The sequence below is a fragment of the Pseudomonas sp. p50(2008) genome (genome assembly GCF_015351605.1).
GTDB lineage: Bacteria > Pseudomonadota > Gammaproteobacteria > Pseudomonadales > Pseudomonadaceae > Aquipseudomonas.
In genome coordinates, this window is the sequence record NZ_JACMYF010000006.1 from 419290 (window position 1) to 434508 (window position 15219).

The following is a 15219-nucleotide window of genomic DNA, read 5'->3' on the forward strand; positions in this document are numbered from 1 at the left end:
GACAAGAAGACGAAGAACTCAAAAAAAACCTGAATCTATTTTGAAATTATTTCCTGACTGCCGTCATCGAGGGTGCGCACAGCCACCGGCAAAATGTTCGGCAAGGCTTTTAGCAAGGCGTCGGTGTTGTCGGATTTGAACACGCTGGTCAGGCGCAGATTGCCGACTTTTTCATTGCCGACCCTGAGGGGTTTCTCCCGGTAACGGGACACTTCGGCAGCGACTTCGCTCAGGCTCGCGTTGTTGAACACCAGCTTGCCGCTGCGCCAGGCAGTAAGCTCCGCGGGATTGACCGCATACGCCGCTGTGACAAAACCCTTGGCATTCACACGCGTCCCGGTCCCGGCAGTGAGGCTGACAAATTCGTTGTCGGCTGCATCCCGCCCCTGGACCTTGACCGTGCCCTGCTCTACCACGACCCGGGTTTCAGCAGGGTCACGACGCACATCGAAACGGGTTCCGGTGACGGTGATTTTTCCGCTTCCAGACGCCACGACAAAAGGTCGGCGGGTGTCGTGTTCAACACTGAACATCGCCTCGCCCTCGCTCAGTTCGATGTGACGAAGGTCCTGTTCATAACGCACCTGAACCCGGCTGCGGCTGTTCAAGTCGATTACCGAGCCATCGGGCAATGCCACCTGCCGACGCTCACCCAGCGCCGTGGAGAACTCGGCGGTGTAGGGGCCCGGGGATTTCAAGCCACTGAACAAACCAAGCCCCAGCGCCACGGCCAACACACTGGCGGCCACGGCATAGCGCATCAAAGGACGACGCTTGCTGCGCGCTGGCGGGGCTTCGCACAAGGCCTGCAATCGCGCCGCCGGCACCAGGTCAGCGGCAGACCACAATCCCTGAAGCACCTGAAACTCGTCGCGATGCTGCGGATGTTCCCCTAGCCAGACTTCAAAACGCTGACGCTCTGCCACGTCCACGACCGGTTCCTGCAAACGCACAAACCACCGCGCCGCCTCATCGCGAACAGCTGTTTGCCCGCACGCGCAATCACGAGTATCCATCATGGAAGTTCCTGTCTGGCCGGGAATGGAAAGAGGCGACCGATCATGATTGCAACCCGTCCAGCCGATCGCGCAGATGCCGCAGGGTGCGGATCATATACTTTTCCACCATGTTCTTGGACAGGCCCAGGCGTTCGGCGATTTCGGCCTGGGTCAGGCCCTCGATCTTCTGCCAGACGAACACCTTGCGGCAATTGACTGGCAGTTCGGCGAGCGCCCGCTCGATGGAGTCAGCCAACTGGATCGCCTGCATGAAATGCTCCGGGTCGCCGGACGACGACACACTGTGATCGATCGCCTCCGACTCCATGGCGCACCGCCGATCCTCACGCCGATATCCATCCACCGCGATGTTGCGCGCGGTCTGGTGCAAGTACGCCCGAGGCTGCTCCACCGCCGCCGAATCGGACTCAAGCACCCGCACAAAGGTGTCGTGGGCAAGGTCCTCGGCCTGCTGACGATTTCTCAGGCGACGGGTCCAGGTGCCAACCAACTCTTCGTAATGCTCGAAAAAGCCATGTTTGCGAGGCAGCTTGGGGGTCATTGCGGCGCGCTGTGGAGAGGGGCGCGAATAGTAATGCTTCCTATTAAGACGAAGCAATGGATTCCAGACCGGCGCTACCGAGCCTGCCTCAGCTCGATCCATACGTGAAAAGTTGATTTAGGCACGCAGCCAAAGGATTCTGGCAGGCATCCCAAACAAGCTCTGCACGGGCTGTAGCAAAGTGCACGTGTGCCTGTCACTTGGCTTGCCCATAGGAACCCCGCAAATGTTCACCACCGTCGCAGCACCCAACAGAAAACCGCGCACCCGGCTCGCGCTGGCCATTGCCTTGAGCCTGCTCGGCCTGCCCGGCTGGAACACTCAGGCCAATGCTCACGGCGGTCATGCCGAAATGGTGCCGCTGCAAGCAGGCCTTGAGGCATTCGGCGCGACGGTCAAATGGGATGATTACGCCAACCTGTTCGTGATCGCCAAGGACGGCGTCTACCTCAAGGTCAAGCCGGACAGCAAAGTGGCGATGCTCAACGGCAAGCGCATGGAATTGACCGTGCCGGTGGTGTTCAAGGACCAGACCGCCTACATGTCCAAGGACTTCATCAACCAGGTGTTCCAGTCCGGCCTGGACAAGACATTTGTGGTCGAGACCCGGCCTAACCCGCTCAACCCGTTAAGCGCCGACGAAATCAACCGTGCGGTGGACATCGTCAAACGCTCCGATCATTACAAAACCGGGTTTCGCTTCACCGAAGTGTCGATCCATGAGCCGCCCAAGGATCAGGTGTGGACGTTTGCCCTCACCGGCCAAACCGTCGCCCAGCCCCGTCAGGCCAACATCGTGGTGCTCGACGGCAAGCACGTGATCGAAGCGCTGATCGATCTCGACAGTCAGTCCATCCTGTCCTGGAAGCCGATCGAAGGCGCCCACGGCATGGTCTTGCTGGACGACTTCGGCACTGTGCAATCGGCCATCGAGGCCAGCCCGGAGTACGCCCAGGCGCTGGCCAAGCGCGGTATATCCGATGTGAAAAAGGTCGTGGCAACGCCCTTGACGGTCGGGTATTTCGACGGCAAGGACGGCTTGGCGCAGGACAAACGGTTGCTGAAAATCGTCAGCTACCTGAACACCGGTGATGGCAACTATTGGGCCCATCCGATCGAAGGGCTGGTGGCCATAGTCGACCTTGAACAGAAAAAACTGATCAAGATCGAAGACGGTGGCGTCATCCCTGTGCCGATGAAACCAACGCCTTATGACGGTCGCGGACGCAAGGGGGTTGCCGTCAAGCCGCTGGAAATCACCGAGCCGGAAGGCAAGAACTACACGATCACTGGCAACAGCATTCACTGGCAAAACTGGGACTTCCACGTTCGCCTCGATTCGCGGGTCGGCCCGATCCTGTCCACCGTGACCTATGACGACAAGGGCAAGAAACGCAAGGTCATGTACGAAGGTTCGCTGGGCGGCATGATCGTGCCCTACGGCGATCCCGACGGCGGCTGGTATTTCAAGGCTTACCTGGATTCAGGCGATTACGGCATGGGCACCCTGACCTCGCCTATCGCCCGGGGCAAGGATGCACCGGCAAACGCCGTGCTGCTGGACGCTACCATCGCTGACTACACCGGCGCGCCGACCGCGATTCCCCGCGCCATGGCGGTGTTCGAGCGCTACGCGGGCCCCGAGTACAAACACCAGGAAATGGGCCAGCCCAACCTCAGCACCGAACGGCGTGAACTGGTGGTGCGCTGGATCAGCACCGTCGGCAACTATGACTACATTTTCGATTGGGTTTTCCAGCAGAACGGCACCATCGGAATCGATGCCGGCGCCACCGGGATCGAAGCGGTCAAGGGCGTGAAATCCAGCACCATGCGCGACGCGACCGCCAAGGAAGACACGCGCTACGGCACCCTGCTGGACCACAACATTGTCGGCACCACCCACCAGCACATCTACAACTTCCGCCTGGACATGGACGTGGACGGCGAGAACAACTCGCTGGTGGAAGTGAACCCGGTGGTTGCCCCCAACGAACGCGGCGGACCGCGGACCAGTACGATGCAGACAGAACAACAGGTGGTCGGCACCGAACAGCAGGCGGCGCAGAAATTCGACCCCTCGACCGTTCGCCTGCTGACCAACTTCAGCAAGGAAAACAAGGTCGGCAATCCGGTGTCCTACCAGTTGATTCCCTATGCCGGTGGTACGCACCCGGTGGCCAAGGGCGCCAACTTCGGCAAGGACGAATGGCTCTATCACCGCTTGAGTTTCATGGACAAACAACTGTGGGTGACACGCTACAACCCGGATGAGAAATACCCGGAAGGCAAGTACCCCAACCGCTCGGACAAAGACTCCGGCCTCGGCCAGTTCACCGACGATAACCAGCCCATCGAAAACACCGATAACGTGGTGTGGCTGACCACCGGCACCACCCACATCGCCAGGGCGGAAGAGTGGCCGATCATGCCGACGGAATGGGTGCACGTCCTGCTCAAGCCGTGGAATTTCTTCGATGAAACGCCGACGCTGAATCTGAACGTCCCTCAATAATCAACGCAAATCCCTGTAGGAGTGAGCCTGCTCGCGATAGCAATGTGTCAGTCACCAGTGATGTTGACTGACACTCCGTCATCGCGAGCAGGCTCACTCCTACAGGGGACCGTATTTCAAGCGTGCTTCTTGCGGTACTCGCCCGGTGAGATACCGAAGCGTGATTTGAATGCAGTCGAGAAATAGCTCGAATCCGAAAAACCCCACGAATACCCCAACACCGACAACTTCTGCTCGGTCCGCGCCTGCCGCAAAGACTCGGCACACAAATCCAGACGCCGGTTCTTGATGTAACGCGCGACCACCAGGCCCTTCTTGGCAAACATTCGATACAGCCCGCGCGTGGACATGCCGACTTCCCGCGCCAGCCACTCGGGGCAGAGCTCTTCCGAGCGAATGTGCTGATCGATAAAACTCAGGGTCCTGCGAAAGGTGCGCTCGTGCGCGTCGCTGCCGTCATCTGACTGACTGATCGCCGGGCGCAGCAGGCTGACAATGGCCTCCAGCGTCGCTTCACTTTCCTGGCGGCTCAGGCATTTTTGCCGCGTGGCGTCGAGTATCAAGCGCTGGGACAGCATGGCGATGGGCGATGTCGCCGCGATCCGGTGACCGCATCGCACCTGATTGAAACGCAGCGTCTGCTCCACCAGTTGCGAGGGCAGGATCAGCGACAACTGACGGGAGTTTTCACTGTAGGTGAAGTCGCTGGGGCGCGACGCGTCGATCAGGGTGATGTCACCCGCCGAAAGCAACACCTTGTTGTCGCCTTGAGCCATGCCCGCCGAGCCGTCGAGCTGGAACACCGCAAAGTATTTGCCACCCTCGCCCGCCGCGACCTCCAGCGGCGTGCGATACAGCCGCGCCTGGCAGGCGTCGACAAAACTGAGCTTCAACGCGCCGTCCTGATGTTCCAGGATCTGGCCGGCAAACGCCTCGCCCAGGGGTTGAGCATTAAAGGCGCCACAGATCTGGTTGATCTGATGAATCCACTGATCAAATCCATCACGGCGCTGTGCAATTGAAGAAATCATGTCGGGCCTCACGCAGGCTTGTTTTTATTATCTACGCCAATCCCCTGGTCCTCCCTGACCGCAATGCGCTCGGGTAAAAACGAACTATTTCAGCCCGCCAAACCGTCGGTAGAAACTTTCACCCACATCGGGCAACGGCCCGTCAGCGGTTTCCAGCGCACTGTTCAGCCACTCCTCGGCCTTGGCGTAAATCAATCGATAAATGTTGCGGCACAACTGGCGGGCAGCGCGTCCTTCCCAGTCGCCGGGCAGCAATTCGTCCGGCAGCTGCGGGTCGCGCAACAGCAATTTGCGGTACTCGTGAATAAGCAGGACCCGTGCCAGGAAACAGTCGGCCGGTTGCAGGTTCTCCTGCTCGCGAAGCGCTTGCCAGAGCGGTCGGAACAGCTGGATGAACTCGCTGTAATGGGTCGCCAGTTCCTCGATGTTCCAGCTCTCGCGCACCTGCAAACGCAAGGCTTTGGAGGCCAGCACATCCTGGGCGGTCGTTTCGAAAACGATGGTCTCTTCCTGTGCGCCGAGTTCAAGCAGCGTTGCATTGAGGTCGGCCCGGTCACTGCGCGGGCAGGCCAGTACCGCTGGCGAGATCGCACCAAAACCTTGCCACTCCAGTTCTTCGCGCACTTGTTTGCGCTTGTCCTGGGTCAGTTGCGTGAGCATCACCAGGCTCCACGAACCGTCCCAGGCGGGCACGGTGGAGCTGTAAACCCGCTTGAACGCCTTGTCGAAACGCCGGCGACCGGCGCCGGTGAGGCTGTAGTAGCTGCGACGTCCGACTTTCTCGGCGGTCAGCCAGCCTTCTTTGGTCAGACGGAAAATAGAGGTGCGGATCAGCCGCTCGTTGATACCGATCGGTTCGAGCAACTGGATCAGGCTACCCAGCCAGACGGTCCCGCCATGGGGCTCGATGGCATCTCCGTACAACGTGATGATCAAGGAACTGGCGCGAATGGGCGTCTGTTCCTGGAAGCGGGTAATCAGGTGGTTCAAAGGTGTCAGGGACGACATGGGCGTACCGAGCTGAAAAAAGAAAAGGAATATACCGAATGTCTACCGGTTAATCGCGGATCCCTGCAGGAGCTACCGTGGCGAGGGGATTTATCCCCGTTGGACTGCGCAGCGGTCCCATTTTTGGGGCTGCTCCGCAACCCAACGGGGATAAATCCCCTCGCCAGAGTGATCACGAAAGGCCGCTACCCTTGGGCCGCAGGCCACTGTCACTGATACGCGGGCGATCGGGCTCCGGCTCGGTCAAGGGTTCGCACACTTGCATCTGCTCAAGGCAACGCTGGGCCAGTTGCTGATACGCACGGGTACCGGCTTGTTTCCACGCCACTTCCTCATCGCTGAGACTGCGCTTGACGCTGGCCGGCGCGCCCATCACCAGTGATTGCTCCGGGCATTCGAACCCCGCTTTGACAAAGGCCGCCGCCGATACAAACGACCGCGCACCGATGCGCGCGTTGTCCATCACCACCGCATTCATGCCCACCAGTGCATCCGCACCAATCCGGCAACCATGCAGCACGGCGCCGTGACCGATATGACCATTGCGCTCGACCACCGTGTCACTGTCCGGAAAACCGTGCATCACGCAGGTGTCCTGCAGGTTGGCGCCCTCTTCCAGCACGATCCGGCCAAAGTCGCCCCGAAGGCTGGCCAGCGGTCCGACGTAGCAATGCGCACCGATGATCACGTCGCCAATCAGAACGGCCGACGGATGAACGTAGGCCGTGGGGTCAACCACCGGAGTCAAACCATCAAGGCTGTAGCAGGTCATGGGATTTCCTAATAAGCGAAAGCGATGCCGAAGTTGATTGATTTTGTATCACATCGCTTTTGACATCACAAAGACAAATAACCGTATCACTTAATGAGTCCGCAAGAGCCGCGGTGTATTACAGACGAAAAACAGGTCTTTACGTCAATAAAACAGGGGAAAAACCCGCAACAAGCTTCTCATCAAACATCCGTTTCAAAAACCTGAACACAACCAATAAGACACATTAATCAGTTTTTTAAGTTGCATTTACGTATCACGTTGTAGGTATACTCCGGCAAAACCGGCCTCGCGCCGATCCAATAATGAGCCGGCATCACCGCCGAGCGTGCACCGTGAGGGCATCTGCCATGCCTCTAACACTTGCTGTCGAGTTCATCGAGCCGGGCGTTCGCCTGATCACCCTGCAGCGTCCGCAAGCGCTGAACGCCCTGACCACCGAATTGCTCGGTGAGCTGGCCGGCGAACTGGATGCCGCCCAGGCCGACGCCGACACCCGCGTCGTGGTCCTGACCGGCAGCCGCAAAGCCTTCGCGGCCGGCGCCGACATCAAGGAAATGGCCGAACGCAATCTGGTCGGCATCCTCGACGACCCGCGCCAGGCTTCGTGGCAGACCATCACCCGCTTCAACAAACCCTTGATCGCCGCCGTCAACGGCTTCGCCCTGGGCGGCGGCTGCGAACTGGCGATGCACGCGGACATCATTGTTGCCGGGGAAGACGCCCGCTTCGGCCAGCCGGAAATCAATCTCGGGATCATGCCCGGCGCCGGTGGCACCCAACGCTTGCTGCGCGCGGTCGGCAAATCCATGGCGATGCAAATGGTCCTGACCGGCGAGGCGATCGACGCTCGCCAGGCCCAGCGCGCCGGCCTGGTGAGTGAAGTGACTCAACCGGAATTCACCGTCGAACGCGCCCTGCAGATTGCCCGCAGCATTGCAGGCAAGGCTCCGCTGGCGGTGCGCCTGGCCAAGGAATCCTTGCTCAAGGCCATGGACACCGACCTGGCCAGCGGCCTGCGCTTCGAACGCCATGCGTTCACCGTTCTGGCCGGCACCCGCGACCGTGACGAAGGCATTCGGGCGTTCCAGGAAAAGCGCACGCCGACCTTCACCGGCGAATAACCCGCCGCCCCCTCACCACCTTAAAAAGCAGCGAACGACTTCTCAGAGAGCGCCATGACCATGAACTTCGAACACATTCTGTTTTCCATCGAGGCCGGTGTCGCCCTGCTCAGCCTCAATCGGCCGGACCAGCTCAACAGCTTCAACACGCAGATGCATGGCGAGGTCAAGGAAGCGCTGAAACAGGTGCGGCAGAACCCGGACGTGCGCGTCCTGCTGCTCACCGGTGAAGGCCGCGGCTTCTGTGCCGGGCAAGACCTCAGCGACCGAAACGTCGCGCCGGGCAGTGCCGTGCCGGATCTGGGCGAGTCCATCGAGAAGTTCTACAACCCGCTGATCCGCCAATTGCGCGACTTGCCGCTGCCGGTCATCTGCGCGGTCAATGGCGTTGCCGCCGGTGCCGGCGCCAACATCCCGCTGGCGTGCGATCTGGTGTTGGCGGCGCGTTCGGCAAGCTTCATTCAAGCCTTCTGCAAGATCGGTTTGATTCCGGATTCCGGCGGCACCTGGACCTTGCCGCGTCTGGTCGGCATGGCCCGCGCCAAGGCCCTGGCCTTGCTGGGCAATCGCCTGAGCGCCGAACAGGCCGAGCAATGGGGGCTGATCTACCGGGTGGTGGACGACGCCGAACTGCGCGCCGAAGCCCTGACCCTCGCCCGCCATCTGGCCACGCAACCAACCTATGGCCTGGCACTGATCAAACGCAGCTTGAATGCGAGCCTGAGCAACACCTTCGACGAACAGCTCGAACTCGAAAAGGACCTGCAGCGCCTGGCCGGGCGCAGCGAGGACTACCGTGAAGGCGTCGGCGCCTTCATGGAAAAACGCAGCCCAAGTTTCAAGGGGCGCTGAGTCATGACGGCACTGAACACAAACGCACTTATTGCAGTGATCGGCGCCGGGGCCATGGGCGCCGGCATCGCCCAGGTCGCCGCACAGGCCGGCCATCCGGTGTTGCTGCTGGACAACCGTCCGGGCGCCGCCGCACAGGCCATCGAAGGCATCGACCGGCAGCTGGGCAAGCGCGTCGAAAAGGGCAAGCTTTCAAGCGAGGCACGGACAGCAACCATCGCCCGCCTGCACGCCGTGGAAGCCATCGAAGCGCTGTCCGATTGCGAGTTGGTCATCGAAGCCATCGTCGAGAACCTTGAGGTCAAACGCGCCCTCTTCCGCCAACTGGAAAGTGTCTGCGGCGAACGGTGCATCCTCGCCAGCAACACCTCGTCGCTGTCGATCACCAGCATCGCCGCGCAGCTGAATCATCCTCAACGCCTGCTCGGCCTGCACTTCTTCAATCCGGCACCGATCATGGCGCTGGTGGAAATCGTCTCGGGTCTGGCCAGCGATCCGGCGCTCGCCGAATGCCTGTACGACACCGCCAAAGCCTGGGGTAAAAAACCGGTGCACACCCGCTCGACGCCGGGCTTCATCGTCAACCGTGTCGCGCGCCCGTTCTACGCCGAAAGCTTGCGCCTGCTGCAGGAAGGCGCCGCCGACTGTCCGACGCTGGATGCGTTGATGCGCGATGCCGGTGGCTTTGCGATGGGCGCGTTCGAGCTGACCGATCTGATCGGCCATGACGTCAACTACGCCGTGACCTGTTCGGTGTTCGATGCCTACTACGGCGACACACGCTTCCTGCCTTCGTTGATCCAGAAAGAACTGGTCGAGGCTGGCCGCCTGGGGCGTAAAAGCGGCCAGGGGTTTTACAGCTATGCAGAAGGTGCTTCCCGCCCTCATCCGATCGAAATCAACAGCAGTGCCGCCGTTGAAACCGCTGTGGTGGAAGGTGATCTCGGCATCGCCAACGCACTGATCCCGCGCTTGCGTGACCATGGCATCGGCGTTATCCAGCGCGACGGCCAAGGCCTGTTGCGGGTCGGCGATGCGGTGCTGGCCTTGAGTGACGGGCGCATGGCCTGCCAGCGCGCTGCGGAAGACGGCTTGCGCAACCTGATCCTGCTTGATCTGGCGTCCGACTACGGTCAGGCCAAACGGATTGCCATCAGTTGCTCAGCCGATATCACCGACTCCGCGCTGGACCAGGGCATCGCCCTGCTGCAACGCGCTGGATTCACTGTCAGCCGACTCAGCGACAGCCCGGCCCTGGCCGTGTTGCGCACGGTCGCGATGCTCGCCAACGAAGCCGCCGACGCCGTGTTGCAGGGCGTCGCCTCGGCCGCCGACGTCGATCTGGCCATGCGCGCCGGGGTCAATTATCCCCAGGGCCCGCTGGCGTGGGCCGATGCCATCGGGCTTTCACACGTGCTGACCGTACTGGAAAACCTGCACGCCGGTTACGGCGAAGAACGCTATCGCCCGTCGCTGCTGCTGCGTCGCCGGGTCGCTGAAGGGAGAACGTTCCATGACTAACCACGAAGCCATGAACCTGGCCAGCCAGTGCGCCCAAACCATGCTCAAGCGCGACGCCGCCAGCCAGGCCATGGGCATGCGCCTGCTCTCCGCCGCGCCGGGTTGTGCCCGGGTCGGCATGAGCGTGCGCGCCGACATGATTCAAGGTCACGGCACCTGCCACGGCGGCTACCTGTTCGCCCTCGCCGACTCGGCATTCGCCTTCGCCTGCAACAGCTACAACGACGCCACGGTGGCCATCGGTTGCAGCATCGACTACATCGCCCCGGCACATCAGGGCGACACACTGACCGCCGATTGCATCGAGCAAAGCCGCTCCGGCCGCACCGGCAACTACGACGTACGCATAGAAAACCAACAGGGCCAGCTGATCGCGCTGTTCCATGGCAAATCCTACAAAGTGCGCGGGACAGTGCTCGCGCAGGAGACCCCGAATGAATGACGCCTTGATCATCGACGCGGTGCGGACCCCGATCGGCCGCTACGCCGGCGCCTTGAGCAGCGTGCGCGCCGACGACCTCGGCGCCGTGCCGCTGCGTGAACTGCTGCGCCGTCATCCGCAGGTCGACTGGAACACGGTGGACGACGTGATCTACGGCTGCGCGAACCAGGCCGGCGAAGACAACCGCAACGTGGCGCGCATGTCGGCGCTGTTGGCCGGGTTGCCAGTCAGCGTGCCGGGCACCACCCTCAACCGTCTGTGCGGTTCCGGGCTGGACGCCATCGGCACCGCAGCCCGGGCGATTCGCTGTGGTGAAGCCGGGTTGATGCTGGTGGGTGGCGTCGAATCGATGTCCCGTGCACCGTTGGTGATGGGCAAAGCCGAGCAGGCGTTTTCCCGCGACGCGCAGATGTACGACACCACCATCGGTTGGCGTTTCGTGAATCCGCTGATGAAAAAAGCGTTCGGCATCGACTCCATGCCGGAGACCGCCGAGAACGTCGCCGAGCAGTTCAACATCTCCCGCGCAGACCAGGACGCCTTCGCGCTACGCAGCCAGCAACGGGCCGCCGCCGCGCAGGCCAGCGGGCGCCTGGCGAAGGAAATCGTCGCGGTAGAGATCCCGCAACGCAAAGGTCCGGCCAAGGTCGTCGAGCATGACGAGCATCCCCGTGGCGACACCACCCTCGAGCAGCTGCAGAAACTCGGCACGCCGTTTCGCGAAGGCGGCAGCATCACCGCCGGCAACGCCTCCGGGGTCAACGACGGTGCCTGTGCCCTGTTGCTCGCCAGCCCGGAAATCGCCAAGCGTCATGGCCTCAAAGCCCGAGGTCGCGTGGTGGCCATGGCCACGGCGGGTGTCGAGCCGCGCATCATGGGCATCGGCCCGGTACCCGCGACGCGCAAGGTGCTGGAACTGGCCAACCTGAGCCTGGCCGACATGGACGTGATCGAACTCAACGAAGCCTTTGCCGCGCAGGGTCTGGCGGTGCTGCGCGAACTCGGCTTGAGCGACACCGATCCGCGGGTCAATCCCAACGGCGGCGCCATTGCCCTCGGCCATCCACTGGGCATGAGCGGTGCGCGGCTGGTGACGACCGCCCTGCACGAGCTGGAAGAACGTAACGGTCGCTATGCCTTGTGCACCATGTGCATCGGCGTCGGCCAGGGCATCGCGCTGATCATCGAGCGTTTGTCCGACTAAAGAACCGCGATTCCCGAGGAGCCGAGAGGTATCCTTGGGGCATGCACTCAAAGCCCTTCTGCGAAAGGGCTGAAACACAAAAACAATTCGAGTGAAATCATGAACATGCCAATTGCCAAAGCCGTGCTTGATCCACAGCTGGACCCGCTGGAAACCGCCAGCGTCGACGAACTGCGTCACCATCAGCTGGATCGCCTGCGCTGGAGCCTGAACCACGCCTACAACAATGTGCCGCTGTACCGTCAGCGTTTCGATGCCCTGGGCGTTCATCCCGACGACATCAAATCCCTGGAAGACCTGGCGAAGTTTCCGTTCACCACCAAGACCGACCTGCGCGATAATTACCCGTACGGCATGTTTGCAGTACCGATGCACGACGTCGTCCGCCTGCACGCATCGAGTGGCACCACCGGCAAACCGACGGTTGTGGGTTACACCCAGAACGACATCGATACCTGGGCCAACGTCGTCGCCCGCTCGATCCGCGCAGCCGGTGGCCGACGCGGCGACAAGGTACATATTTCCTATGGCTATGGCCTGTTCACCGGCGGTCTGGGCGCCCACTACGGCGCCGAACGCCTGGGTTGCACGGTCATCCCGATGTCCGGCGGCCAGACCGAGAAACAGGTGCAACTGATCAAGGATTTCCAGCCGGACATCATCATGGTCACGCCGTCCTACATGCTCAACATCGCCGATGAAATCGAGCGCCAGGGCATCGACCCGCACAAACTGGCCCTGCGCCTCGGCATCTTCGGCGCCGAGCCCTGGACCGGCGAACTGCGCAGCGCCATCGAGAACCGTCTGGGCATCACTGCGCTGGACATCTACGGCCTGTCGGAAATCATGGGGCCGGGCGTCGCCATGGAATGCGCGGAAACCAAGGACGGGCCGACGATCTGGGAAGACCACTTCTACCCGGAAATCATCGATCCGATCACCGGTGAAGTGCTGCCTGACGGACAAATGGGCGAGCTGGTGTTCACCTCCCTCAGCAAAGAAGCCCTGCCGATGATCCGCTACCGCACCCGCGACCTCACGCGCCTGCTGCCGGGGACGGCACGACCGATGCGCCGAATCGACAAGATCACCGGGCGTAGCGATGACATGCTGATCATTCGCGGAGTTAACGTGTTTCCAACGCAGATCGAAGAACAGGTGCTGAAAATCAAACAGCTTTCAGAGTGTTATGAGATTCATCTGTATCGCAACGGCAACCTGGACAGCGTTGATGTGCATGTGGAGTTGAAGGCTGAGCACCAGCATTTGAGTGACGATCAGCAGAAGGCCGTCTGTGGCGAGCTGAGTCGGCATATCAAGACGTACATCGGGATCAGTTCGCGGATCGTCTTGCAGCCTCTGCATTCGATCAAGCGCTCCGAGGGCAAAGCGTGCCACGTGATGGACAAACGCCCTAAAGCATGACTGCTGCACCCTTTATGGCCCCGCTTTTGCGGGGCTTTTTTTGGCGTGCGTGACGGCTATCGGCTCGGTCCTTATACCGAATGATTTCCCTGTGGAGCTGGCCTGCCGGCGATGACGGCCTCACAGCCAAGCGATATTTTCCTGATGCACCCGAATCAAACTGTAGGAGTGAGCCTGCTCGCGATGGCGGCCTCATAGCCAACGAGTATTCCCCTGATGCACCCGGATCAAACTGTAGGAGTGAGCCTGCTCGCGATGGCGGCCTCATAGCCAACGAGTATTCCCCTGATGCACCCGAATCAAACTGTAGGAGTGAGCCTGCTCGCGATGGCGGCCTCATAGCCAACGAGTATTCCCCTGATGCACCTGGATCAAACTGTGGGAGCTGGCTTGCCAGCGATGGCGGCATGATCGGCGGTGAGATTCTTGTCGGTGTACATATCCATTCCTGCGGTTACGGCTTCTATGGGTTTCGCTTTTACAGCGAGTCACTTTCGAAGAGCCGGAATGCCGGCCCAGTCAAAAGTAACCAAAGCGCTCTTGCCCCACCACTTGGCACCTCGCCAGGGCTCGGTGTGCCCTCACTCCGGCATTGCTCCGCGGGTCGCCGCGATGGGCCATCCCTGGCCCAGCGCGGCTAAACCGGCATCCTTGCCGGTTTACCCGCTGCGCAATACCTGCGTTCGGCCAGCGTGGTTTAACGGGGCGCCTGAGATCAAAATCAAAAGCAAAGCGAGGCGGCCCGAGAGCCGACCTGATAGGTGAGGCCCGCGCATTTCCTTGTGGGAGCTGAGCTTGCTCGCGATGGACGTAAACGATGACGGGATATCATTGGAAAAACGCCGCCATGTAGGAGCTGCCGAGTGAAACGAGGCTGCGATCTTTTGATCTTGCCTTTTAAAACCAGAATCAACGCTAAGCGGCGGAACGCCTGAACGTCAGGTCGGCTGTCAGGCCGCCTCGCTTTGTTTTTGATCTGCTTTTGATTTTGATTTTCTTGCCCCATGGGAAGGCCGAACGCAGGTGCTGCGCAGTGGGCAACCCGGCATGGATGCCGGGTTAGCCGCGCACGGCCATGGATGGCCGATCGCGGCGGGCCCACGGAGCAGGACCGGAGTGAGGGTATGCCGAGCCCAGGCGAGGCACCGGACGAAAGGGGCAAGAGCCTTTGGTTACTTGGGGCTTTTCCAAGTGACTCGCTGTAAAAGCGAAACCAATAGAAGCCGTGACCGCAGGAATGGATATGTACACCAACAAGAATCTCACCGCCAATCAGGCCGCCATCGCCGGCAAGCCAGCTCCCACAGTTTGATCCAGGTGCATCAGGGAAATACTCATCGGCTATGAGGCCGCCATCGCGAGCAGGCTCACTCCTACAGTTTGATCCGGGTGCATCAGGAAGACATCGATCGGCTGTGAGGCCGTTATCGCGAGCAAGCTCGGCTCCCCAGGTGAATGCGTGAGCTTCGAAAGTCAGGTCGGCTATCAGGCCGCCTCGCTTTGTTTTTGATCTGCTTTTGATTTTGATTTTCTTGCCCCATGGGAAGGCCGAACGCAGGTTCTGCGCAGTGGGCAACCCGGCATGGATGCCGGGTTAGCCGCGCACGGCCATGAATGGCCGATCGCGGCGGGCCCACGGAGCAGGACCGGAGTGAGGGTATGCCGAGCCCTGGCGAGGCACCGTACGAAAGGGGCAAGAGCCTTTGGTTACTTGGCGCTTTTCCAAGTGACTCGCTGTAAAAGCGAAACCCATAGAAGCCGTGAC

At 60.9% G+C, this 15219-nt stretch carries 12 protein-coding genes; 7 read left to right on the forward strand and 5 right to left on the reverse strand.

Annotated features, from left to right (window positions below; translation table 11 throughout):
* Positions 1-35 precede the first annotated feature (35 nt).
* On the reverse strand, positions 36-1019 hold the full coding sequence (locus tag H7698_RS19250; RefSeq protein WP_194692476.1) for a FecR family protein: 984 nt from the start codon (positions 1017-1019) through the stop codon (positions 36-38).
* Between the two features lie 40 nt (positions 1020-1059).
* On the reverse strand, positions 1060-1560 hold the full coding sequence (locus H7698_RS19255; protein WP_162440929.1) for a sigma-70 family RNA polymerase sigma factor: 501 nt from the start codon (positions 1558-1560) through the stop codon (positions 1060-1062).
* A gap of 226 nt (positions 1561-1786) precedes the next feature.
* Between H7698_RS19255 and tynA the strand changes: the two genes are divergently transcribed.
* Positions 1787-4075, forward strand: coding sequence for a primary-amine oxidase (gene tynA, locus H7698_RS19260; protein WP_194692477.1), 2289 nt, complete (start codon positions 1787-1789; stop codon positions 4073-4075).
* Between the two features lie 116 nt (positions 4076-4191).
* Here the strand turns inward: tynA and feaR are convergent, their stop codons facing one another.
* The 3 genes from feaR to paaY all read right to left on the reverse strand — a co-directional run bounded on the left by feaR (position 4192) and on the right by paaY (position 6886).
* Positions 4192-5106 carry a transcriptional regulator FeaR gene (gene feaR, locus H7698_RS19265; protein ID WP_194692478.1) on the reverse strand — a complete coding sequence of 305 codons (915 nt, stop codon included), beginning with the start codon at positions 5104-5106 and terminating at the stop codon, positions 4192-4194.
* 84 nt (positions 5107-5190) lie between these two features.
* Positions 5191-6114 (reverse strand): phenylacetic acid degradation operon negative regulatory protein PaaX, encoded by a 924-nt coding sequence (paaX, locus tag H7698_RS19270; protein ID WP_162440932.1) that lies wholly within the window; start codon positions 6112-6114, stop codon positions 5191-5193.
* 172 nt (positions 6115-6286) lie between these two features.
* A complete protein-coding gene (gene paaY, locus H7698_RS19275) occupies positions 6287-6886 on the reverse strand; it encodes a phenylacetic acid degradation protein PaaY (protein WP_194692479.1) in 600 nt (199 codons plus the stop codon).
* Positions 6887-7236: 350 nt separating this feature from the next.
* Here paaY and paaF point away from each other — a divergent pair, with 350 nt between their 5' ends.
* From paaF to paaK, 6 genes are all read left to right on the forward strand, one after another.
* Positions 7237-8010 carry a 2,3-dehydroadipyl-CoA hydratase PaaF gene (gene paaF / locus H7698_RS19280; protein ID WP_194692480.1) on the forward strand — a complete coding sequence of 258 codons (774 nt, stop codon included), beginning with the start codon at positions 7237-7239 and terminating at the stop codon, positions 8008-8010.
* A gap of 60 nt (positions 8011-8070) precedes the next feature.
* Positions 8071-8862, forward strand: a complete 792-nt coding sequence (gene paaG / locus H7698_RS19285; RefSeq protein ID WP_194692560.1) for a 2-(1,2-epoxy-1,2-dihydrophenyl)acetyl-CoA isomerase PaaG — start codon at positions 8071-8073, stop codon at positions 8860-8862.
* Between the two features lie 3 nt (positions 8863-8865).
* Positions 8866-10383, forward strand: coding sequence for a 3-hydroxyacyl-CoA dehydrogenase PaaH (paaH, locus tag H7698_RS19290; RefSeq protein ID WP_194692481.1), 1518 nt, complete (start codon positions 8866-8868; stop codon positions 10381-10383).
* Positions 10376-10825 carry a hydroxyphenylacetyl-CoA thioesterase PaaI gene (gene paaI, locus H7698_RS19295; protein WP_162441232.1) on the forward strand — a complete coding sequence of 150 codons (450 nt, stop codon included), beginning with the start codon at positions 10376-10378 and terminating at the stop codon, positions 10823-10825. The genes paaH and paaI overlap by 8 nt, the downstream gene beginning before the upstream one ends.
* The gene (gene pcaF / locus H7698_RS19300) at positions 10818-12029 is read left to right on the forward strand and encodes a 3-oxoadipyl-CoA thiolase (RefSeq protein ID WP_194692482.1); all 1212 of its coding nucleotides are present in this window, start codon (positions 10818-10820) and stop codon (positions 12027-12029) included. The genes paaI and pcaF overlap by 8 nt, the downstream gene beginning before the upstream one ends.
* A 99-nt stretch (positions 12030-12128) precedes the next feature.
* Positions 12129-13454, forward strand: coding sequence for a phenylacetate--CoA ligase PaaK (gene paaK / locus H7698_RS19305; RefSeq protein WP_194692483.1), 1326 nt, complete (start codon positions 12129-12131; stop codon positions 13452-13454).
* Positions 13455-15219: the final 1765 nt, after the last annotated feature.

Coding starts and splice junctions, on each gene's coding strand:
- pcaF (WP_194692482.1), top strand. CDS start 10,818: ATGAATGACGCCTTGATCATCGACGCGGTGCGGACCCCGATCGGCCGC.
- paaG (WP_194692560.1), top strand. CDS start 8,071: ATGAACTTCGAACACATTCTGTTTTCCATCGAGGCCGGTGTCGCCCTG.
- paaH (WP_194692481.1), top strand. CDS start 8,866: ATGACGGCACTGAACACAAACGCACTTATTGCAGTGATCGGCGCCGGG.
- H7698_RS19250 (WP_194692476.1), bottom strand. CDS start 1,019: ATGATGGATACTCGTGATTGCGCGTGCGGGCAAACAGCTGTTCGCGAT.
- feaR (WP_194692478.1), bottom strand. CDS start 5,106: ATGATTTCTTCAATTGCACAGCGCCGTGATGGATTTGATCAGTGGATT.
- paaI (WP_162441232.1), top strand. CDS start 10,376: ATGACTAACCACGAAGCCATGAACCTGGCCAGCCAGTGCGCCCAAACC.
- paaY (WP_194692479.1), bottom strand. CDS start 6,886: ATGACCTGCTACAGCCTTGATGGTTTGACTCCGGTGGTTGACCCCACG.
- tynA (WP_194692477.1), top strand. CDS start 1,787: ATGTTCACCACCGTCGCAGCACCCAACAGAAAACCGCGCACCCGGCTC.
- paaF (WP_194692480.1), top strand. CDS start 7,237: ATGCCTCTAACACTTGCTGTCGAGTTCATCGAGCCGGGCGTTCGCCTG.
- paaK (WP_194692483.1), top strand. CDS start 12,129: ATGAACATGCCAATTGCCAAAGCCGTGCTTGATCCACAGCTGGACCCG.
- H7698_RS19255 (WP_162440929.1), bottom strand. CDS start 1,560: ATGACCCCCAAGCTGCCTCGCAAACATGGCTTTTTCGAGCATTACGAA.
- paaX (WP_162440932.1), bottom strand. CDS start 6,114: ATGTCGTCCCTGACACCTTTGAACCACCTGATTACCCGCTTCCAGGAA.